Consider the following 20,529-nt stretch of genomic DNA (forward strand, 5'->3'; position numbering starts at 1 on the left):
AAGGAATTTGTTGGTATGGATAGCTAAAAAAAGAACGCCTTAATCACATTTTTGACAAACGGTAGCTAGCGAGCCGATACATCTTGCAACCAGTGGGGTAATATCATTTTGTTATGGCATGAGGTGACTGGCAATAAGTTAATCATGCCGACTTGCGTAATTGGAATACCATGCACATAATCAAACGATTGGATGTGCCACAGAGAATGCTTTAGCGTGTCAATATCCCGGAATATTGTAGAGTGGATATTAATGATACATTAAAGACTCTAATTTGTGCGGTGTATCCATCGCTGGCAAAAAATGGCTTGCCAACGATTACAGAGTATGTAATAACGCATCTGGGTAAAACGAGGTACAGTTCTGTATATGAATGGCATTTTCAGTAAAGAAGTCTTGAGTACAAACGTTAGCGTTGAATACCACTTCTCTGCCGATCCTTATTTTAGTGCCTCAAGCAGTAACGACTCTGGTTTTTCTGTATAACGCCTCTGTGCGGTTTAAACTATTAAAGGAAACTTTGAAATGGCAAAGATTAAAGGTCAGGTTAAGTGGTTCAACGAGTCTAAAGGCTTCGGTTTCATCACTCCGGCTGATGGCAGCAAAGACGTGTTCGTACACTTCTCTGCAATTCAGGGCAACGGTTTTAAAACCTTAGCCGAAGGCCAGAATGTTGAGTTTGAAATTCAGGATGGCCAGAAAGGTCCTTCCGCAGTGAACGTTACTGCGCTGTAATTTTAAGCTCATGCCATAAAACCCGCCTTGTGCGGGTTTTTTGCTTTTCTGGTGTTATCCGCGAAATCATCAAGAGTGTTATGCAAAAATCTTCAGTGCCTTATCAATGCCCTCTGTGTCATCAACCCCTGAATGTTGAAGCTGGTCGATGGTCCTGCGGGCGTCATCATTTCGATCGTGCGCGGGAAGGGTACGTCAATTTACTGCCGGTGCAGTTTAAACGTTCCAAACAGCCGGGAGACAGCGCCGAAATGATGCAGGCCAGGCGGGCGTTTCTTGATAATGGGCACTATCAGCCATTACGGGATCGGGTATCGGAGCAGTTGGCTGCCCTCCTGCAGATACAACCGGGCGCACTGCTGGATATTGGATGTGGGGAAGGGTATTACACGGCGGCGTTGGCAGATAAACTGACGCCGTTGGGGATGCCGGTTTATGGGCTGGATGTCTCCAAAGCGGCGATACAACGCGCGGCGAAACGTTATGCCCAGGTCATGTTTTGTGTGGCGTCCAGTCAGCGTTTACCTTTTCAGGACCATTCTCTGGCTGCGGTATTGAAAATCTACGCGCCCTGTAACGGTGACGAACTGGCGCGAGTCATTCGGCCTGGCGGTGGCCTGATGACGGTTTCTCCGGGGCCAAATCATTTGCTGTCTCTGAAGGCGCGGGTGTATCAGGAAGTCAGGCCGCACCCCGACGTAGAAGAGGTATTTCCGGGGTTTGTATTGGAAACGGTCGAACGGTTGCAGTACCGCATGACGATGACGGGAGCCGATGCCGCCAGTCTGCTACAAATGACACCATTCGCCTGGCGAGCCACGCCGGACGTGAGCGAAGGATTGAAAGCGGAAGCGCAGTTTGAGTGTGAAACCGATTTTTTGATTCGTTTTCATCGACGCGAAAGCTGATGCGTATAGCGTAGCGAAACGGGCAGCCTTGGCTGCCCGTTGGTGTATCTATCAGGCGAGGTCGAGCAGATGTTCGTAAAGAATGTTGCAGCCAATGCCGATCAGTACGATACCACCGAGGATTTCAGCACGTTTGCCGAGGATCGGCCCAACATAACGGCCAATCATCATACCGAGTGTCACCATAATCATGGTGGCACAACCGATAACCATCGCGGTGTGGAAGATATTGACCTGCAGGAAAGCCAAACCGACACCTATCGCCATCGCATCCAGACTGGTGGCGACAGCAGTACAGATAAGAACGAACAGGCTGTGTTTGGAGATTTTTTCACAGTTGCAACTGTCTTCGCCTTTCAGACCTTCCATAATCATGCGGCCGCCTAAAATCAGCAGCAAGCTGAAGGCAACCCAATGATCCCAGGCGATAATGAAACGACTGGCATAAAAACCCAGCGCCCAGCCGATTAATGGCGTCAGCGCCTCAATCAGGCCGAAGATTAAGCCGGTTCGAATAGCTTCACGAAAACGAGGTTTGTGCAGTGCGGCACCTTTACCAATGGATGCAGCAAAAGCATCCATAGACATGCCAAAAGCAAGAATGAGTGTAGCAGATAAGTTCATGTGTAATAGCCTCGGCTGGGCGGTTCTCCATATCCACGTAACCCACCCCCAACCAGACGACGGATCACGTGTCTATGGTCTCGCCTGCCAACCTGGCCGCCCGTACCACGTTCAGTGAAGAACGAGTATGTTGACACGAGCATTCCTGAATTTGAGGGTTCAGGAACCGGCTACTCCCCAATGACGGCGCAAAGATATCATATTATTCCTGCATTAAACAACAATAAATAATATATGGGTTAGTAATGCAATTGATAATTATTTTCATCTTTGATAATTTGGAAACAATTGCTGTTAATTACAGCAGTAACCATATGGTTAAAATAGCAGCATGTTTTTTGTGGAAAGGTGGCTTATTATTCTCATGGAGAATGAATTTATTTTAAATCACTGATTTTCAATCATAAAGTGATATATTTTCTCCAGGTCATCCAATTCATTGACCGCAATAAGTAGCCGACTTTTTTCAAGTTCTACCACCAAAATGCCGTCTTCCGATAAATTCATATTTTTAATGCGATGATAAGCAATATAAGTATTGGCATAAAAGAAACCCTGATCTTTGAAGAGTAATTTCGGGTAACGAATTAGGGTTAGATATATCGCCATGAGTATCAGTGAAAAAAGCAGCAGCGTGGTGAGTGGTGAGCCATGAGCTGTCACATTTTTATAAATGAGTATTGCCACCAGCAGGCTGAAGATCAGCGCATCGAGGCGATGTGCACGCCGTAGTTGCACCTTGAGTCGGGTTTGGCCTTGCCGCCGGTCCATGATGAATTCATCGTAAATTGCATATAGCAGGGCCAGCGCAATGGATACCATCAGAACAACGTCGGTAAAAGACATGAACAACTCCAGTGGTGGTGTGAATATGAGGTGTAAGGCAACGGGGTAATATGATGAAAACAAAACACCCATTATGGGGATGGGGGAATGGCCGGGTTACCCCGGCCGGTAGCGTCACAGCCCCAATAAACCAATCCAGTAGCCTATGATGCCAATAACGAAAAAGCCGACGATCAGCCAGAGCGCATTAACCTTGCGTCGCAGCAGCCACATACAGCCAAACGTTAGCAGTAACGGCACCAGGCCAGGCATCAGTTGATCAAGGATCGATTGCACTGTCGTGACCGCAGTCTTCCCATCCTGCCCCGTTACGCGCGATACCACCAGCGGGATGTTGACGTGGGTCCACTTGTTGACCAGCGCCCCCATGACGAACAACCCCAGAATCGATGCCCCTTCGGTCATTTTTTGCAAAAGACCGCCACCCATGTCGCTGACGATATCTGCCCCTTTGCGATAGCCGTAGGCGACGCCGTAATAACGCACCAGCAAACGCACCAGGTTAAACAGCACAAAGAACAGAATTGGTCCGAGCAGACTACCGCTCATGGCGATACCTGCACCGAGCGCAGCGAAGACCGGACGCGCGGTTCCCCAAAAGATCGGGTCACCAACCCCCGCCAGTGGTCCCATCAGCCCGACTTTCAGGCCGTTGATAGCCCCGTCGTCGATCGGCGCACCGTTGGCGCGTTGCTCCTCCATCGCCATGGTTACGCCCAATACTGGCGCCGCGACAAAAGGCTGAGTATTGAAAAACTCCAGATGACGTTTAATGGCCTGCTTACGTTCTTCCGAATTTTCCGGGTAAAGGCGACGGATTACCGGCACCATGGAAAAGCAAAACCCCAGAGCTTGCATACGTTCGAAATTCCACGACCCCTGGAACAGGTTAGAACGCAGAAATACGGCGCGAATATCGCTGGGAGTCAGTTTCTTTGTCGTATCCACCATTTCTTGCTCTCCTGTTAATCCAATTCGTTATCAAGATCGTTGTTTGACGATGCAGCGGCTACGCCCTGAGCCTTGTTGTATTTGGGGTTTAGCTGAATATACAGCACCGCCATGACAACACCGATAACACCCAGCGCCACCAGATTGAAGTTGGTGAAGGCGGCGGTAACGAAGCCCAGATAGAAGAAAGGCATCAGATAACCGGCCCGCATCATGTTGATGACCATGGCATAACCGACGACGACAATCATGCCGCCAGCGATATTCAGACCGGTGGTGACGACCTCGGGAATGGAAGAGAGCAGGCCGTGCACCGCTTCAGTCCCGACCGAGATGGCGACAATCACCGCAGGAATAGCGATACGCATGGCCTGCAACAGCAGGGCGGAAACGTGAATCCAGCTGATGGCAGAAAGATTGCCGCGCTCAGCCGCGCTGTCGGCGGCATGTTGGAAGGCGACGGTGATGGTACGCACAATAATAGTCAGTACCTGGCCTGCGGCTGCCAGTGGGATAGCCAGCGCAATCCCGGCACCAACGCTTTGCCCACCGGCGATAACCAGAATGGTGGAAATAATAGAAGCCAGTGCTGCATCAGGTGCTACGGCGGCCCCGATGTTCATCCAGCCTAACGCGATCATTTCCAACGTACCGCCGATAATGATCCCGGTTTTGATGTCGCCCAGCACCAGCCCGATCAGGGTACAAGCCACCAGCGGCCGGTGAAACTGGAATTCATCGAGGATGGAACCCATACCTGATATACAGGCCACGATAAATATCAGCACGATTTGAAACGTGGTGATCTCCATGGTACTTCTCCTGTGAGAATAGTGGTCCAAAAAATAACGTCGTTACCCAATCCGTTGCTTCGGAAGTGCTAACGCGCCACCTTGGTGATCAAATCCATCATATTGATTTTGGTATCCGTCGAGACTTTGCGAACTTCCAGTTCAATACCGCGCTCATGGAGCTTGTTGAACGCTACGATGTCCTTGTCGTCAATCGAGACGGCGTTATTGACCTGTGTTTTGCCCTGACGATAGGCCATGCCGCCGATGTTGACCGACGTAATCTTGACGCCATCCTCCACCAGTCGCAGTACATCGGTTGGATTGGTGAACAGCAACATAACGCGGTCAGACGCGTATTTCGGGTTGTCGTAAACCCTGACCGCTTTGGCGACATCAACCACGTGGGCCGACACACCGGGTGGGGCTACCTGTGTCAGCAGGGTTTTTCGCACATTATCTGCTGCCACTTCATCACTCACTACGATGATGCGGTTGACGTTGGTTTCCTTCGTCCAGCGAGTCGCGACCTGCCCGTGAATCAGGCGGTCGTCAATACGTGCCAGCCCGATCTTCATGTGCCCACCCGCACCCGGCGTTGCTGCCGGTTTGGCGCTGACCGGCGCAGGGCGGGGCGCTTTCTCCGGATCGGGTGCCTTGAACGCTTTGACGCCTGCGCGCCCAGCCTCCACCGCGATAGCGACCAGCTCGCCAAATTCAGGATTGTCGTCGCGGGCCATAAACGTCTCGGCCAGCATTGGAATATTGACCCCGGTGATCACTTCATGATTTTTCTTGTCATTCACCAGTCGGCTGGCGGCGTTAAACGGGCTGCCCCCCCAGGTGTCTACCAGAAAAAGCACACCTTGTGAGGTGTCCAGTTCGGCCAGTTTCGCCTGATATTTTTCCATCAGGATCTCGGCGTTTTCGCCGGGAACAAAATCAATCCAGCCAACGTTACTCTGTTCACCAAGAATCATTTCAGCCGTATTTAGCAGCGGACCGGCAGTGGCGCCGTGAGTGCATAATATGATAGCGATACTCACTTGCTCCCTCCTTTCATGAATCACTGTTTTGTTGAGAGTGAAATCTGTCTGATAATCGAGATAAATTAGTCACTTTTATCCGTGAGCGATATTCAGTATGGCCGTAATACTGTTTCTTGCCCGATAGATGGCACAAAAAGCGTCTATACCCGTCATCCTTCAAGTAGTCGATACGTTGGCTACCTTCCTGTAACTCGAATTATTGGGGGTATATAAGTACCCAGTGCGCCAGGTTATGAATCGATTCAGGCCAGGCTGATATCGGCAGGATTTATTTTAGGGGTCGAAGAAATAAATTATGTGATACCGGTCGACAATCGGTGGCGGAATACATTCAGGGAGAACGATGATGCCAATGAATGCGACCCGCTTCGCGGAGCGAAGGAAAATCGTTGTGGAAAATCGTATTAACTCTGTTAAAGTTGTTCTCCCTTTAATTACAGAGGAGTAACGGGCAAGCGCCCTTCCTATGGACTGTCACCGACGATTCATTTCCTTTGCTCCGGCGCTGGCCGGTGCTGTTCTTTACCCTGTGGGCCATTCAGGCCGAATTCAGCCCTACACTGACACTTCCTTTTTACTTTCGTCGCGCAATGCTGTTGCATTGATGCCGTTCGCTCGTTCATTTTCCGGAGTCTGACATGGAATTTTTGCTGGATCCCTCAATCTGGGCAGGCTTACTGACGTTGGTGGTACTCGAAATTGTCTTGGGTATCGACAACCTGGTGTTCATCGCCATTCTGGCGGATAAACTGCCACCTAAACAGCGCGATAAAGCACGTATTATCGGCTTGTCACTGGCGCTACTGATGCGTCTTGCCCTGCTATCGCTGATTTCCTGGATGGTGACGCTGACACAGCCGCTGTTTTCTGTCGGGCAGTTCAGTTTTTCCGGCCGTGACCTGATTTTGCTGGCCGGGGGGGTGTTCCTGCTGTTCAAGGCCACGATGGAGTTGCATGAGCGGCTGGAAAACCGCCCGCTCGACCCGAATGCCAACCGCGCCCAGGCCAGCTTTTGGGCTGTCGTGGCACAGATTGTGATTCTTGACGCGGTGTTCTCCCTGGATGCGGTTATTACCGCCGTAGGGATGGTGAACCATCTGGGGGTTATGATGACCGCCGTGGTAATCGCCATGGCCGTGATGCTGCTGGCCTCCAAACCGCTGACCCGCTTTGTCAATGCCCATCCGACGGTGGTGGTGCTCTGCCTTAGCTTCTTGCTGATGATCGGCTTAAGTCTGGTGGCGGAAGGGTTTGGTTTCCATATTCCGAAAGGCTATCTGTATGCTGCGATCGGCTTCTCGATCGTCATCGAGATGTTTAACCAGATTGCCCGGCACAACTTCATCAAACATCAGTCGCACCGGCCGATGCGCGAGCGTACCGCCGAAGCGATTCTGCGCCTGATGGGGTCACGCAAAGCGAGCCATGACGATCAGGAAGAACAACCGCAGCAGCAACCGGAAGAAACGTTTGCTGAAGAAGAGCGCTATATGATCAGCGGCGTGCTGACGCTGGCCTCCCGTTCCCTGCGCAGTGTGATGACACCGCGTACCGATATCTCCTGGGTGGATTGCGAGCGCTCGGTGGAGGATATTCGCCTGCAACTGTTAGATACGCCGCACAGTCTGTTCCCGGTGTGCCGCGGCTCGCTGGATGAACTGGTCGGCGTAGTGCGCGCCAAAGACCTGTTGGTGGCGCTGGATGAACACACCGATGTGGAGCAGTTCGCCGCTACCAACCCGCCGATCGTGGTGCCGGAAACGCTGGATGTCATCAACCTGTTGCCGGTGCTACGCCGCGCGAAAGGCAGCCTGGTGATGATCACCAACGAGTTTGGCGTTGTGCAGGGGCTGGTAACGCCGCTGGATATTTTGGAAGCGATCGCCGGTGAGTTCCCGGATGAAGATGAAACGCTGGATATCATCGAAGACGGTGACGGCTGGCTGGTGCGAGGCGGCACCGACTTGCATTCGTTGCAGCAGGTGCTCAACGTGCAGGACTTAGTCGATCCGAAAGAAGAGTACACCTCGCTGGCCGGTCTGCTACTGGCGCACAGCGATGAATTCCTCAAAGTGGGGGATTGGGTGGAATTGCACCGGTTGCGGTTCTTGATCGTGGAAGCAACGGACTATCGTATCGAGCTGGTGCGCATTACCCGTATTCCAGAAGCGACTGCGGAAGAAGAGGCGTAATGCTTGCCGCGAACCTAATACCTATTTTTTAGCCAGTAATGTCAACGCCGACGAGGGAACCCCCGTCGGCGTTGTTTTTGGTTAGTCGCATTGCACCTTGATAGCCAGACCACCGCGGGAGGTTTCACGGTATTTGGCGTTCATGTCTTTACCGGTTTCGTACATGGTTTCAATCACTTTGTCGAGTGACACGCGGGCTTCGGTGGTGCGACGCACCGCCATGCGGGTGGCATTGATAGCTTTGACCGCGGCGATGGCGTTACGCTCGATACAAGGCACCTGCACCTGACCTGCCACCGGATCGCAGGTCAACCCCAAATTGTGTTCCATGCCGATTTCTGCGGCGACACACACCTGTTCAGGACTGGCACCCAGTAACTCGGCCAGGCCAGCCGCCGCCATCGAACAGGCTACGCCGACTTCGCCCTGACAACCCACTTCCGCTCCAGAGATCGAGGCGTTCATTTTATACAGCGACCCGATCGCGCCTGCAGCCATGAAATAGCGCAGATAAATACCGGGGCCGACTGGCTCGATAAAATGATCGTAGTAGGCCAGTACCGCAGGCACAATGCCGCAGGCACCATTGGTCGGCGCAGTGACCACGCGCCCACCCGCGGCGTTTTCCTCATTAACCGCCAGGGCGAACATGTTGACCCAATCCACGACGTTCATCGGGTCGTTGGATAACTTGTCCGATGACACCAGCATACGGCGTAGCGCGGCGGCGCGGCGAGGGACTCGCAGCGGACCAGGGAGCACGCCCTCGGTATTCATGCCACGATCCATACAGGCACGCATGGTCTGCCAGACAGCGGCAAAATAGTCTTCTATCTCCTGACGGCTATGCAGCGCCAGCTCGTTGCGCATCATCATGCCGGAGATAGACAGGCCACTTTGTTTACAGTGCTCCAGAATTTCCCGCGCGGAGCGGTAAGGATGCGGCACGGTGAAGGTGGATTCCTGAGACTGACCAAAGTGTGCTTCATCAATGATGAACCCGCCGCCGATCGAGTAATAGGTTTGGCGAAACAGTGGAAGGTCGGCGGCAAAGGCGGTAAGTGTCATGCCGTTTTCATGTAGCGGCAGGTTTTCGCCACGAAAAATCATACCGCCTTCGCGGGGGAACGCGACGTCATGCGTGCCAGCCAGCGATAGCCGCTCCGTCTGCTCCACGTCACGGATAAACGTCGGGATAGCATCAATATCCACGGTATCCGGTTGATTGCCCGCCAGGCCAAGAATAATCGCAATATCGGTATGGTGGCCTTTGCCGGTCAGGGCAAGGGAGCCATAAACCTCCACCATCACACGATCGGTGCGGGACAACAAATCCCGTTGTTGCAGTTCATCGACAAATTGCTTACCGGCTTTCATCGGTCCGACTGTGTGAGAGCTGGAGGGGCCAATACCGATTTTGAACATGTCGAATACGCTTATCACGCTGAAACTCCTTTAGGGCACGGCTTGTTACTATAGGGGAGCGAGGGGGACGTTATGGTCGATGATACGACTCGCTCCAGAATAAAACTCGATAGATCGCGCTATTGTAGTGGAGAGTATGCTGCTGCATTCGGCTTTTCACATGAAATAAAGTTATGTTATGCCGAAAAATAACTTATGCCAGACTCGACGTATTGGCCGGGCGATTACGCCGCTTCCGGCGTCGCCACTTGCAATGCCAATTGGCGGATAATCGCGGCGGTCAGCCCCCAAACCAGTTGTTGTTGATACCAGGAAAGGTAAACCCGGTGGCGCTGCTGGTGGCGTTTGATATCTAGTGGGTAGTAGCGCTGGAGGGCAAAGGCTTCCCGCAGTGGCATTTCAAACAGTTCCGCCACTTCGTCGGCATTGGGATGAAAAGAGGTGTTTTCCGGCAGCAGGCCAACTACCGGGGTGACCTGATAACCGCTGGTGCTGTCAAAGCAGGGTAGCGTTCCCAATATCTGGACCGATGCGGGCGGAATCGCCACTTCTTCCTGTGCTTCGCGCAGCGCAGTGGCAATAAGTGATTGATCTTCTGGGTCAGCCGCACCGCCGGGAAAGGCCACCTGTCCGGCGTGTTTGCGTAAACGAAGTGAACGACGGGTCAGCAGCAGGCAAGGGTCAGGGCGACGGATAATCGGCACCAGCACCGCGGCCTGCCTGTGATACTGCGTGACCGGCAGGCTGGGGGCGCTCTGCAACTGAAAACGGGTAATAAACGTGTCCAGATTATAAGGATGGTATCCGTCAGTGCTATCTGTGAAAGGCAACAGCGAAATGTCGGTCATGTCGGTCAGCCCTGTTTAATCCGTGGTCGATACGCTTAATAACGGCAGAATACGGCCAATCTTGTCAAAGGTTTCTTGATATTCTGCCTGTTCTTTGCTGTCGGCCACAATTCCACCGCCAGCCCAGCAGGACAGTAAGCCATTAGCCGCGATCAGTGTTCGGATGGTGATATTGGTATCCATCGTGCCACAGACGCTGAGATAGCCGATGCTGCCGCAATAGGCGTTACGGCGATGTGGCTCCAACTCTTCGATGATCTCCATGGCGCGCACTTTGGGGGCTCCGGTAATGGAACCGCCGGGAAAGCAGGCGCGCAGCACGTCTGTGGCGTGCTGCTGTGCGGGTAAGCGCGCTTCGATAGTACTGACCAGATGGTGCACCGCCGGAAACGGCTCCACCACAAACAATTCCGGCACCCGAACGCTGCCCGGCACCGCTACCCGGCCGATATCGTTACGCATTAGGTCGACAATCATCAGGTTCTCAGCACGGTCTTTTTCGGAATCAGCCAATTGCTGTGCCTGACGGGCATCGGCGTCGGCATCCGGCAGCCGTGGCAATGTGCCCTTGATCGGCCGGGTTTGAATATGGCTATCGTGCAGCCACAGGAAGCGCTCCGGCGAAATACTGATCACCGCGCTGTGCGGCAACCGCAGGAAAGCGGAAAACGGTGCCCGGTTACTGGCGGAAAGTGTCAGGAACGCCTGCCATTCGTCGCCCTGATAACCGGCCTGAAAGCGCTGGGCCAGATTGACCTGATAGCAGTCGCCCGCGCGCAGATAAGCCTGAATACGGCGGAATTTTTCACCGTATTGCTCGCGGCTCATGTTGGCTTGCCAGTCACTGGTCAGATGAAATGCACCCGGTTTGGCAGGCGACAGGGCGCTGAGCCAGGCCAGTCTGGTGTCGATGTCGCCGTGGGCGATGAGGGTCAGTCGCTGTTGATGATGGTCGGCAATCAGCGCCCAGTCGTAAATACCTACCGCCATGTCGGGCTGGTTGATATCCCGCTCGGCGATGGTCGGTAACTGCTCGACCCGACGCCCCAGATCGTAACCGAACAGGCCGAGAGCACCGCCCTGAAATGGGTAATCCGGGTGAGGTGGCACATCCAACGCCAGTGCATCGAGCTGCTGTTGCAGCAGGTAAAACGGGTCTTCCGTGGAGGTCTGTCGGGTATCACCGTGTTGGGTAGTGGTCAATTCGCCGACGGTCTGCAGGGTCAGGCGCGGCTCCGCCACCAGAATGTCAAAACGGTTATGAGGATGGTCAGCAAACCCGGAATGAAGCAACATCGCCCAGGGTTGGTGCGACAGGGAACTAAAAAGGCGCAACAGCGCATCCGGCTGATACGGGAGCGCGTGATAGACTATCGGTGTCGGCATAGCAGTATTGGTATCGTTTCCCGGCGTTGATCATGCCGGTAGCCGTGCGCTGAACCGGCAGCTGCATCGCAGCGGGTGCAAGCGTACCACAAACCGTGGTGGATCGCGGGTGTCGTTGGCATAAAAAGGTTTTCAGGAGAAGAAAGATGTTTGCAGGTATCCCGGCGCTGACCCATGAGCAGCAGCAACAGGCGGTGGAAAGAATACAACAGCTGATGGAGGACGGCTTGAGCAGCGGCGAAGCCATCGCGCTGGTGGCGGAAGAATTGCGTCAGAATCATCAAGGGGCGCGGGTGGTGGCGCGTTTTGAAGACGATGAGGCGTCTTCGCAGGAGTAACAGCACTATCATGGTTTACGGGCGCATGGTTTACGGGCGGCGTAGACGCCGCCGCCCGAGCCGGGTCAGCCGACAGCGGCGATCGCTTTGATTTCCACTTTGAACTTCGGGTTCATCAGTTTGGCTTCCACGGTGCAGCGCACCGGTGCGCTACCGGGCACGACCCAGGCGTCCCAGGCGGCGTTCATGGCGGCGAAATCAGCTTTATCGGCCAGGAAAAGAGTCACGTCCAGCAGACGGCTTTTATCGCTACCCGCCTGTTGCAGAATGGCATCCAGTGACGCCAGCGCATTTTCGGTCTGGGCGCGGGCGTCGTCGTCGAGGTTTTCCGGCACGCTGGTGTAGTACAGCGTGTTGTTGTGGATAACGGCGTCGGACCAGCGTGCGTCCGGGTTGATGCGGGTAATCGACATGAAGTCAGGCTCCTCGGTTCAGTTTGCGCGGGGACAGGTGCTAAAACCGCAGAGACTAACACAGTTCTTCCCAACAGGTGACCCCCGAGCAGGAACAGCGACACGACCCGAAGTGGTGTCGTGCGCGCAGGCTTGGCATAATCAGCCACCTTTATCCGGCCGAATCACGGCGACGGCAGTGTCAGACAAGAGAGGCAGCGTGGCAGCAGACAGCTCAATCGACGATTTTGCAACCGATGGCGTACTGGCGCAGGCGATTCGTGGCTTCCAGCCGCGTGAACCGCAGCGCCAGATGGCAGCCGCCGTGCTGGAGGCGATCGACGCCAAAAAGCCACTGGTGGTGGAGGCGGGCACCGGCACCGGTAAAACCTACGCTTACCTGGCACCTGCGCTGCGCTCTGGCAAAAAGGTGATTGTTTCCACCGGCTCACGCGCGCTACAGGATCAACTGTACAGCCGTGATTTACCGACTGTCGCCAACGCGCTGAAGTTTCAGGGCAAGCTGGCGCTGTTGAAAGGGCGCGCCAATTATCTGTGCATCGAGCGATTGGAACAACAATCGCTGGCGGGCGGTGATCTTGGCCGTGATGTGCTGCGCGAACTGGTGAGGCTGCGTGGCTGGAGTTCCGAAACTGAAGACGGCGACATCAGCCAGTGCGGCGATGTGGCTGAAGACAGCGCGGTATGGCCGCTGGTGACCAGCACCAACGATAACTGTCTCGGTAGCGACTGCCCGCATTACAAGGAGTGCTTTGTGGTGAAGGCGCGCCGACGGGCGATGGATGCCGATGTGGTGGTGGTGAATCATCATCTTTATCTGGCGGATATGGTGGTCAAGGAGAGCGGATTTGCCGAATTGATCCCCGATAGCGACGTGGTGATATTTGATGAAGCTCACCAGATCCCGGACATCGCCAGCCAGTACTTCGGTCAGCAACTTTCCAGTCGCCAGTTGCTGGACCTCGCTAAAGATATCGTGATTGCCTACCGCACCGAAGTGCGGGACGCCAACCAGTTACAGAAAAGCGCAGATCGCCTGAGCCAGAGTACGCAGGATTTTCGCCTGGCACTGGGTGACCCAGGCTTTCGTGGCAATTTACGTGACATTGTCACGGATAACCTGTTGCAGCGGTCGCTGACGTTGCTGGATGACGCGTTGGAACTGTGTTGCGATGTCGCCAAGCTGTCGCTGGGCCGCTCCGCGTTGCTGGATGCGGCGTTTGAACGCGCGACGGTATACCGTGCCCGGCTGAAGCGGCTGCGGGACGTGCAGCAACCCGGTTATAGCTACTGGTATGAATGCACCTCGCGTCATTTCGTGCTGGCGCTGACGCCGCTGTCCGTTGCGGACCGTTTCCGGGATGTGATGAAAGAAAAACCAGCCTGCTGGGTATTCACCTCGGCTACGCTGTCGGTAAACGATCAGCTCACACATTTTATTGACCGTCTGGGGCTGGATCAGGCCCGCACATTGCTGCTGCCGAGCCCATTTGATTACGCGCGTCAGGCGTTATTGTGCGTGCCGCGCTACTTGCCAGAAACCAATCGGCCCGGCGCGGCCAAACAGTTGGCGCGCATGTTGCGCCCGCTGATCGAAGCCAATCAGGGGCGGTGTTTTATGCTGTGCACCTCACACCAGATGATGCGCGACCTGGCCATTGAGTTTCGGGCGTCGCTGACATTGCCGGTGCTGGTGCAGGGTGAAACCAGTAAACCGCAGCTGCTGGCGCAGTTTCTGGCGGCAGGTAATGCGTTACTGGTGGCGACCGGCAGTTTCTGGGAAGGGGTGGACGTGCGGGGCGATGCGCTGTCGTGCGTTATTATCGACAAGCTGCCGTTTACCTCCCCGGACGATCCGTTGCTCAAGGCGCGTATGGAAGATTGCCGGGTGCGCGGCGGCGACCCGTTCGACGAGGTGCAATTGCCCGATGCGGTGATTACGTTGAAGCAGGGCGTCGGCCGATTGATTCGTGACGTGGAAGACCGGGGTGTGCTGGTGATTTGCGACAACCGGTTGGTGACGCGGCCGTATGGCGAAGTGTTTCTCACCAGCCTGCCGCCAGCACCCAGAACACGGGATTTGCGGCACGCCATCGATTTTCTGACGCGCAAACCGTGACGCTCACCGGCGCTGGCTGTTATGATGCGCGCCGTTGAAATATTCTCTCCCTGCCTGAGGTTGGCATGTCTACGCGAATTTTAGCGCTTGATACCGCAACGGAAGCCTGTTCCGTTGCACTCTGGAATGACGGTGAAATCCATTCCCTGTTTGAAATTTGCCCCCGCGAGCATACCCAGCGGGTATTGCCGATGGTCCGGCAAGTGCTGGCCGAGCATGGTGTGGCGCTCAGCCAACTGGATGCGCTGGCATTCGGTCGTGGGCCAGGTAGCTTCACCGGCGTGCGTATTGGCATCGGCATCGCGCAAGGGCTGGCACTGGGTGCGGATTTACCGATGCTCGGGGTATCGACGCTGGCGACGCTGGCGCAAGGGGCGTACCGCCTGACCGGTGCCAGCAGGGTGCTGACCGCCATTGATGCCCGCATGGGCGAAGTCTACTGGGCGAGCTACGAACGTGACGAGCAAGGCAACTGGCACGGCGAGGCCAGCGAAGCTGTACTGGCACCGGTTCAGGTGCAGTCACTGGCGGCTGCGCTGAACGGCGACTGGGCCACCGCGGGAACCGGCTGGCAAACCTATCCGGATTTGGTCGGCTCTGCTGATATCGCTCTGAATCACACCGATATGTTGTTGCCGCAGGCGCAGGACATGCTGCCGCTGGCGTGGCGGTTGTGGACCTCGGGCGCAGCGGTCAGCGTGGAGCAGGCCGAACCCCGTTACCTGCGCAACGAAGTGGCGTGGAAAAAATTACCCGGCCGGGAATAACAGCAACTTATCGCATCGGCTACAGTCTAAGTCACAAGTATCTTCACACATTGACGATGGCAATCAGGGTATAGGTGATGACTATCCACTCTTTCGGAAATAAAACGTCGATGCGACTGCGCCGAGCTGGGCTGTGCGGACTGCTGTTGCTGAGTCTGAGCGTGTTGTCTGGTTGCGTTACGTTGCCGGATGAAATCCGTGGGACCTCGGCCACACCGCAGATGGACCTGATTCGGGTGATGAATGCGCCGAACCTGTACGTTGGGCAGGAATCGCGTTTCGGTGGTCGGATTGCGGATATTCGCAACGAAGCTCATCGCACTCGGTTGGAAATTGTCAGTTTACCGCTGGATGAGGCGGGGCGGCCGCGACTGAGCGAGCCATCAGGCGGCCGTCTGGTCGCCTACGTCAATGGGTTTCTGGAGCCGGTGGATTTCAAAAACCAACTGATCACTGTGGTAGGGCCAATTACCGGCACCGAGCAGGGTAAAATTGGTGAACGGCCATATCAGTACGTGGTGATTAGCGTGCAGGGCTACAAACGCTGGCGCGTGGTGCAGCAGGTGGTGTTGCCGCCACGTGCTTACGATCCCTGGTGGGATCGCCGTTACCGCCATGTCTGGGGACCTGGCTGGGGGCCGAACTGGAACGATGGATATGCGCCTGCTCAGGTGGAGTCTGTCGTCACGGAGTAACGATCGTCAGCAATCAGGCGACAGCCTGACAGTGAACAGAGGCGGCCTGGGTCGCCTCGTTTTTTTTCGGTACTGTTTTTTCGGCACGGATAACAAGTTGAAATAAGTGATCATCTTCTCAACCTGAACATTGTGAATTTCACAGTTGTTAATATGAGTTAAAATGTTGTTACAGATCACTCAGGTTGGGATTGCTTATGCCACTTAAAAAATATCTCGGGAGTGACGTTTTGGAAAAAATCTGGTTAGCGCGTTATCCGGCGGATGTCCCCGCGGAAATTGACCCGGATCGCTACACTTCGCTAATCGAGTTGTTTGAACACGCGGTGTCACGTTATGCCGACCAGCCCGCCTTTATCAATATGGGCGAGGTGATGACCTTCCGTCGGCTGGAGGAGCGCAGCCGTGCTTTTGCCGCTTACCTGCAACAACAGTTGAAACTGAAAAAAGGTGAGCGCGTCGCGTTGATGATGCCCAACCTGTTGCAGTATCCGATTGCGCTATTCGGCGTCCTGCGGGCCGGTCTGGTGGTGGTCAACGTCAATCCACTGTATACGCCGCGCGAGCTGGAACACCAGCTGAAAGACTGCGGTGCTTCGGCCATCGTTATCGTTTCTAATTTTGCTCATACGCTGGAAAAGGTGGTGTACAACACCCCGGTGAAACATGTGATCCTGACCCGCATGGGCGATCAACTGGCACCGGCTAAAGGCACGCTGGTCAACTTCGTGGTCAAGTACATCAAGCGTCTGGTGCCGAAATATCACCTGCCGGACGCCATCTCGTTCCGTCAGGTGTTGCAACAGGGCAAGCGGATGCCGTATGTGAAGCCGGAGGTGAACAATCAGGACCTGGCGTTCCTGCAATATACCGGCGGCACCACTGGCGTCGCCAGAGGGGCGATGCTGACTCACCGGAACATGCAGGCCAACCTGATGCAGGCCAAAGCCGCTTACGGTCCGGTATTGCAGGAAGGGAAAGAACTGGTGGTGACGGCGCTGCCGCTCTATCACATTTTTGCGCTGACGGTGAATTGCCTGTTGTTTGTCGAAATCGGCGGAAAAAACCTGCTGATCACCAACCCGCGTGATATTCCCGGCATGATCAAAGAGCTTGCGCACTATCCGTTTACCGCCATTACCGGGGTGAATACGCTGTTCAACGCGTTGCTGAACAACGCCGCGTTTAGTCGGCTGGATTTTTCCACGCTGCGGCTGTCGGTAGGCGGCGGCGCATCGGTGCAGCAGGTGGTGGCTGAACGCTGGGAAAAACTGACCGGCATCCATCTGCTGGAAGGCTATGGATTAACAGAAAGCGCACCGCTGGTGGCGGGAAATCCGTATGACCTGCAACATTATAGCGGCAGCATCGGTTTGCCGGTGCCGTCCACCGATGTGCGCATTGTTAATGACAACGGTCAGGATGTGGCACCTGGCGAGCCTGGCGAATTGTGGGTACGCGGCCCGCAGGTGATGTCCGGCTACTGGCAGCAACCTGCCGCGACGCATGACGTGCTGAAAGAAGGGTGGCTGGCGACCGGTGACGTTGTCACGTCTGACGAGCAAGGATTCCTGAAAATCGTCGACCGTAAAAAAGACATGATTCTGGTGTCCGGCTTCAATGTTTATCCCAATGAAATCGAGGAAGTGGTGGTGCGCCATCCGAAGGTATCCGAAGCGGCGGCGATTGGCGTGCCCAGCGAAACGTCGGGTGAGGCGGTTAAAGTCTTCGTGGTGTGCCGTGATCCCTCACTAACGGTAGAAGAGCTGATCAGCCACTGCCGTCGTAATCTCACCGGGTATAAGGTGCCGCGGCTATTCGAGTTTCGTGCCGAGTTACCAAAATCTAACGTGGGGAAAATTCTCCGGCGTGAGCTGCGTAATGAGCAGTCAGCCGCCTGATGGTTGCCTGTGGTAGTCATGACGGGTATGGTGGTGGCCTGCCTGCTGAGTACCACAGGTCAACATCGCCTTTCGCGTCAAAAGGTTACCTGCTTGTGTCAAGACATTATTTGTTGTTAAGACATTATCTACCTTGATGGCGCGGTCTGACTCGCGTGATGTATTGTCCGCCATAAATATGTTCCATGCCCTGTTGCGGTTGCCGCATCGGGGCACAACCAAGAGAATACCGTTTTGAATTATCAGTTGATTACTACCGATGAAGGATTATCAGCGGTGTGCGCGCAGGCGTGCGCGGTGTCTGAGGTGGCATTGGACACTGAGTTTGTCCGAACCCGTACCTATTACCCGCAACTGGGGCTGATTCAGCTGTATGACGGTGACCATCTGTCACTGATCGACCCATTGGCGATCAGTGACTGGGCACCGTTTCGCACACTGTTGCAGAACCCGCAGGTGACCAAGTTTCTACATGCCGGTAGTGAAGACCTGGAAGTGTTTCTGAATGCGTTCGGCTGCCTGCCGTCGCCGTTCATCGATACCCAGATTCTGGCGGCGTTTCTGGGTAAGCCGTTGTCCTATGGTTTTGCTGCGCTGGTGGCCGACTACCGTCAGGTTGTGCTGGATAAAAGCGAATCCCGCACCGACTGGCTGGCGCGTCCACTCAGCGAGAAACAGTGCCAGTACGCCGCGGCGGACGTGTTCTATCTGTTGCCGGTCGCCAGAACGCTGGTGGAGGAAACGCGTGCGGCTGGTTGGCTGGAAGCGGCGCTGGACGAGTGCCTGTTACTGTGCCAACGCCGTCAGGAGGTGCTGGCACCGGAGGTGGCGTATCGGGAGATCGGCAATGCCTGGCAACTGCGTGGCCGTCATCTGGCCTGCTTGCAGAAGCTGGCGGCGTGGCGTCTTCGTAAGGCGCGGGAGCGCGACAGCGCGGTCAATTTTATCGTTCGCGAAGAGAACTTGTGGCAAGTGGCCCGCTGTCTGCCGGGTTCGCTTGGCGAGCTGGATTCGCTGGGGTTGAGCGGGCCGGAAATTCGTTATCACGGCAAGACGCTGCTGGCGCTGGTGGCGGAAAGTGCGTCGCTGAGCGAGGCGGATTATCCACCGCCGGTAGCCAATCTGATCGATCATCCTGGCTATAAGAAAGCGTTTCGCGACATTAAGGCGCTGGTGCAGCAGTGTGCGGAGCAAAGCGGATTGTCGGCCGAATTGCTGGCATCCCGGCGGCAGATTAACCGCTTGCTGAACGGGTACTGGAAACTAACGTTGTCGGAAAATGAACCTGAAATGGTAACTGGCTGGCGTGGCCGCCTGTTTGGTGACGGTCTGAAAGATATTCTGGCGCATTACTGATATCCGCACGCCGCCCTTGCAGATAAGGGCGGCGACCGAAATCGTTTCCTGCTGGTGTAGAGGAAACGGTGATTATTTATCGGCGGGCGTGGTTGGCTCGTCGGCTTCGGGTAAGGTAACGTTTAGTTCCAGTACCGAAATGTCGTCGCCTTTCTGTTCCAACTGTACCGTCACCATTTCCGGGTCAATCTGCACGTATTTGCAGATAACTTCCAGAATATCGCGCTTTAACTGCGGCAGGTAATGCGGTTCACTGTCCCCTCGGCGTCGCTCCGCGACAATAATCTGTAGCCGTTCCTTGGCGATATTGGCTGTCGTTTTTTTGCGGGACAAAAAGAAATCAAGTAACGCCATGATTTACCCCCCAAAGAGTCGTTTCAGGAAGCTTTTCTTCTCTTCCTCGATAAAACGGTAAGGCCGCTCTTCTCCCAGCAGACGATCTACGGTGTCCTCATAGGCTTTGCCCGCGTCGGCCTCTTTGTCCAGAATGACTGGCTCACCCTGGTTGGACGCACGCAGCACCGACTGATCTTCCGGGATCACGCCGACCAGCGGAATGCGCAGAATTTCCAGCACGTCCTCCATGCTCAGCATGTCGCCGCGGCTGACGCGGCCTGGGTTGTAACGGGTGAGCAGCAAATGCTCTTTGATCGGCTCCTGGCCCTGTTCGGCGCGGCGCGACTTGGAGGATAAAATCCCCAGGATACGGTCGGAGTCGCGTACTGACGACACTTCCGGGTTGGTGGTGATGATGGCTTCATCGGCAAAGTAAAGCGCCATCAACGCACCGGTTTCGATACCAGCGGGGGAATCGCAGATAATGAAGTCGAACTCCATATCAGCCAGATCCTTGAGTACCTTATCCACACCCTCACGGGTCAGGGCTTCTTTATCGCGGGTCTGCGATGCCGGCAGGATATACAGATTTTCGGTACGCTTATCTTTTATCAGCGCCTGATTCAGGGTAGCGTCGTTCTGGATGACATTCACAAAGTCATACACGACCCGTCGCTCACATCCCATGATCAGGTCGAGGTTACGCAGACCGATGTCAAAATCAATGACAACCGTCTTCTTACCTTTTTGGGCTAAACCGGTAGCAATGGCCGCGCTTGAAGTGGTCTTGCCAACGCCCCCTTTACCTGAAGTAACAACAATGATGCGTGCCATAAATAATTCCTTCCA

21 protein-coding genes and 1 riboswitch are annotated in these 20,529 nt (G+C 54.9%); of the genes, 10 read left to right on the plus strand and 11 right to left on the minus strand.

Translation table 11 applies throughout. The annotated features are described in order from the left end of the window. Nucleotides 1-369: 369 nt before the first annotated feature. From OB87_RS20110 to rlmA, 3 genes are all read left to right on the plus strand, one after another. Entirely contained in the window at nt 370-486 is a 117-nt protein-coding gene (locus tag OB87_RS20110) for a DUF2627 domain-containing protein (protein WP_071526204.1), read from the plus strand. A 39-nt stretch (nt 487-525) separates the two neighbouring features. Beyond that, nucleotides 526-735: a transcription antiterminator/RNA stability regulator CspE gene (gene cspE, locus OB87_RS18120; RefSeq protein WP_005968829.1), complete on the plus strand. Its 210-nt coding sequence runs from the start codon at nt 526-528 to the stop codon at nt 733-735. A gap of 80 nt (nt 736-815) precedes the next feature. Continuing rightward, complete coding sequence (gene rlmA / locus OB87_RS18125; RefSeq protein WP_235425297.1) at nt 816-1,643, plus strand: 23S rRNA (guanine(745)-N(1))-methyltransferase; 828 nt, start codon at nt 816-818, stop codon at nt 1,641-1,643. A 51-nt stretch (nt 1,644-1,694) separates the two neighbouring features. On the opposite strand, the gene mntP is transcribed toward rlmA, so the two are convergent. The 5 genes from mntP to manX all read right to left on the minus strand — a co-directional run bounded on the left by mntP (nt 1,695) and on the right by manX (nt 5,901). Beyond that, nucleotides 1,695-2,267 (minus strand): manganese efflux pump MntP, encoded by a 573-nt coding sequence (mntP, locus tag OB87_RS18130; RefSeq protein WP_033570793.1) that lies wholly within the window; start codon nt 2,265-2,267, stop codon nt 1,695-1,697. A 7-nt stretch (nt 2,268-2,274) separates the two neighbouring features. After that, nucleotides 2,275-2,458, minus strand: a riboswitch (yybP-ykoY riboswitch). Between the two features lie 196 nt (nt 2,459-2,654). Beyond that, nucleotides 2,655-3,113 (minus strand): DUF986 family protein, encoded by a 459-nt coding sequence (locus OB87_RS18135; protein ID WP_033570794.1) that lies wholly within the window; start codon nt 3,111-3,113, stop codon nt 2,655-2,657. Nucleotides 3,114-3,227: 114 nt separating this feature from the next. Then, nucleotides 3,228-4,064, minus strand: a complete 837-nt coding sequence (locus OB87_RS18140) for a PTS mannose transporter subunit IID (protein ID WP_024106031.1) — start codon at nt 4,062-4,064, stop codon at nt 3,228-3,230. Between the two features lie 14 nt (nt 4,065-4,078). After that, nucleotides 4,079-4,876: a PTS mannose/fructose/sorbose transporter subunit IIC gene (locus OB87_RS18145; protein ID WP_033570795.1), complete on the minus strand. Its 798-nt coding sequence runs from the start codon at nt 4,874-4,876 to the stop codon at nt 4,079-4,081. Nucleotides 4,877-4,944: 68 nt separating this feature from the next. After that, nucleotides 4,945-5,901 (minus strand): PTS mannose transporter subunit IIAB, encoded by a 957-nt coding sequence (gene manX, locus OB87_RS18150; protein WP_033570796.1) that lies wholly within the window; start codon nt 5,899-5,901, stop codon nt 4,945-4,947. 641 nt (nt 5,902-6,542) lie between these two features. Between manX and OB87_RS18155 the strand changes: the two genes are divergently transcribed. After that, nucleotides 6,543-8,096 carry a TerC family protein gene (locus tag OB87_RS18155; protein ID WP_033570797.1) on the plus strand — a complete coding sequence of 518 codons (1,554 nt, stop codon included), beginning with the start codon at nt 6,543-6,545 and terminating at the stop codon, nt 8,094-8,096. An 81-nt stretch (nt 8,097-8,177) separates the two neighbouring features. On the opposite strand, the gene OB87_RS18160 is transcribed toward OB87_RS18155, so the two are convergent. The 3 genes from OB87_RS18160 to pabB form a co-directional block, all read right to left on the minus strand. Beyond that, a complete protein-coding gene (locus OB87_RS18160) occupies nt 8,178-9,539 on the minus strand; it encodes an L-serine ammonia-lyase (RefSeq protein WP_033570798.1) in 1,362 nt (453 codons plus the stop codon). Nucleotides 9,540-9,745: 206 nt separating this feature from the next. Next, nucleotides 9,746-10,369, minus strand: a complete 624-nt coding sequence (locus OB87_RS18165) for a CoA pyrophosphatase (RefSeq protein ID WP_033570799.1) — start codon at nt 10,367-10,369, stop codon at nt 9,746-9,748. Between the two features lie 15 nt (nt 10,370-10,384). Then, nucleotides 10,385-11,755: an aminodeoxychorismate synthase component 1 gene (gene pabB / locus OB87_RS18170; protein WP_033570800.1), complete on the minus strand. Its 1,371-nt coding sequence runs from the start codon at nt 11,753-11,755 to the stop codon at nt 10,385-10,387. Between the two features lie 146 nt (nt 11,756-11,901). Here pabB and OB87_RS18175 point away from each other — a divergent pair, with 146 nt between their 5' ends. Further along, nucleotides 11,902-12,093, plus strand: coding sequence for a YoaH family protein (locus tag OB87_RS18175; protein ID WP_033570801.1), 192 nt, complete (start codon nt 11,902-11,904; stop codon nt 12,091-12,093). 65 nt (nt 12,094-12,158) lie between these two features. Here the strand turns inward: OB87_RS18175 and OB87_RS18180 are convergent, their stop codons facing one another. After that, nucleotides 12,159-12,506, minus strand: coding sequence for a RidA family protein (locus OB87_RS18180; RefSeq protein ID WP_033570802.1), 348 nt, complete (start codon nt 12,504-12,506; stop codon nt 12,159-12,161). 199 nt (nt 12,507-12,705) lie between these two features. Here OB87_RS18180 and OB87_RS18185 point away from each other — a divergent pair, with 199 nt between their 5' ends. The 5 genes from OB87_RS18185 (at nt 12,706) to rnd (ending at nt 19,344) form a co-directional block, all read left to right on the plus strand. Further along, nucleotides 12,706-14,625, plus strand: coding sequence for an ATP-dependent DNA helicase (locus OB87_RS18185; protein WP_033570803.1), 1,920 nt, complete (start codon nt 12,706-12,708; stop codon nt 14,623-14,625). Nucleotides 14,626-14,690: 65 nt separating this feature from the next. Next, nucleotides 14,691-15,392, plus strand: coding sequence for a tRNA (adenosine(37)-N6)-threonylcarbamoyltransferase complex dimerization subunit type 1 TsaB (gene tsaB, locus OB87_RS18190; RefSeq protein ID WP_033570804.1), 702 nt, complete (start codon nt 14,691-14,693; stop codon nt 15,390-15,392). Between the two features lie 77 nt (nt 15,393-15,469). Then, on the plus strand, nt 15,470-16,087 hold the full coding sequence (locus OB87_RS18195; RefSeq protein WP_033570805.1) for a Slp family lipoprotein: 618 nt from the start codon (nt 15,470-15,472) through the stop codon (nt 16,085-16,087). 230 nt (nt 16,088-16,317) lie between these two features. Then, nucleotides 16,318-17,988 carry a long-chain-fatty-acid--CoA ligase FadD gene (gene fadD / locus OB87_RS18200; RefSeq protein ID WP_152605909.1) on the plus strand — a complete coding sequence of 557 codons (1,671 nt, stop codon included), beginning with the start codon at nt 16,318-16,320 and terminating at the stop codon, nt 17,986-17,988. A 234-nt stretch (nt 17,989-18,222) separates the two neighbouring features. Further along, the gene (rnd, locus tag OB87_RS18205) at nt 18,223-19,344 is read left to right on the plus strand and encodes a ribonuclease D (protein WP_033570807.1); all 1,122 of its coding nucleotides are present in this window, start codon (nt 18,223-18,225) and stop codon (nt 19,342-19,344) included. Between the two features lie 72 nt (nt 19,345-19,416). Here the strand turns inward: rnd and minE are convergent, their stop codons facing one another. Together minE and minD are read right to left on the minus strand one after the other, a co-directional pair. After that, entirely contained in the window at nt 19,417-19,698 is a 282-nt protein-coding gene (minE, locus tag OB87_RS18210; RefSeq protein WP_033570808.1) for a cell division topological specificity factor MinE, read from the minus strand. 3 nt (nt 19,699-19,701) lie between these two features. Next, nucleotides 19,702-20,514, minus strand: a complete 813-nt coding sequence (gene minD / locus OB87_RS18215) for a septum site-determining protein MinD (RefSeq protein WP_033570809.1) — start codon at nt 20,512-20,514, stop codon at nt 19,702-19,704. Nucleotides 20,515-20,529 lie beyond the last annotated feature (15 nt).

The sequence above is a fragment of the Dickeya undicola genome (assembly GCF_000784735.1).
In the GTDB taxonomy this organism is placed as follows: Bacteria; Pseudomonadota; Gammaproteobacteria; order Enterobacterales; family Enterobacteriaceae; genus Dickeya; species Dickeya undicola.

Coding starts and splice junctions, on each gene's coding strand:
- OB87_RS20110 (WP_071526204.1), top strand. CDS start 370: ATGAATGGCATTTTCAGTAAAGAAGTCTTGAGTACAAACGTTAGCGTT.
- mntP (WP_033570793.1), bottom strand. CDS start 2,267: ATGAACTTATCTGCTACACTCATTCTTGCTTTTGGCATGTCTATGGAT.
- OB87_RS18145 (WP_033570795.1), bottom strand. CDS start 4,876: ATGGAGATCACCACGTTTCAAATCGTGCTGATATTTATCGTGGCCTGT.
- OB87_RS18175 (WP_033570801.1), top strand. CDS start 11,902: ATGTTTGCAGGTATCCCGGCGCTGACCCATGAGCAGCAGCAACAGGCG.
- OB87_RS18155 (WP_033570797.1), top strand. CDS start 6,543: ATGGAATTTTTGCTGGATCCCTCAATCTGGGCAGGCTTACTGACGTTG.
- OB87_RS18165 (WP_033570799.1), bottom strand. CDS start 10,369: ATGACCGACATTTCGCTGTTGCCTTTCACAGATAGCACTGACGGATAC.
- pabB (WP_033570800.1), bottom strand. CDS start 11,755: ATGCCGACACCGATAGTCTATCACGCGCTCCCGTATCAGCCGGATGCG.
- OB87_RS18195 (WP_033570805.1), top strand. CDS start 15,470: ATGACTATCCACTCTTTCGGAAATAAAACGTCGATGCGACTGCGCCGA.
- cspE (WP_005968829.1), top strand. CDS start 526: ATGGCAAAGATTAAAGGTCAGGTTAAGTGGTTCAACGAGTCTAAAGGC.
- OB87_RS18140 (WP_024106031.1), bottom strand. CDS start 4,064: ATGGTGGATACGACAAAGAAACTGACTCCCAGCGATATTCGCGCCGTA.
- tsaB (WP_033570804.1), top strand. CDS start 14,691: ATGTCTACGCGAATTTTAGCGCTTGATACCGCAACGGAAGCCTGTTCC.
- rlmA (WP_235425297.1), top strand. CDS start 816: ATGCAAAAATCTTCAGTGCCTTATCAATGCCCTCTGTGTCATCAACCC.
- OB87_RS18135 (WP_033570794.1), bottom strand. CDS start 3,113: ATGTCTTTTACCGACGTTGTTCTGATGGTATCCATTGCGCTGGCCCTG.
- minD (WP_033570809.1), bottom strand. CDS start 20,514: ATGGCACGCATCATTGTTGTTACTTCAGGTAAAGGGGGCGTTGGCAAG.
- minE (WP_033570808.1), bottom strand. CDS start 19,698: ATGGCGTTACTTGATTTCTTTTTGTCCCGCAAAAAAACGACAGCCAAT.
- OB87_RS18180 (WP_033570802.1), bottom strand. CDS start 12,506: ATGTCGATTACCCGCATCAACCCGGACGCACGCTGGTCCGACGCCGTT.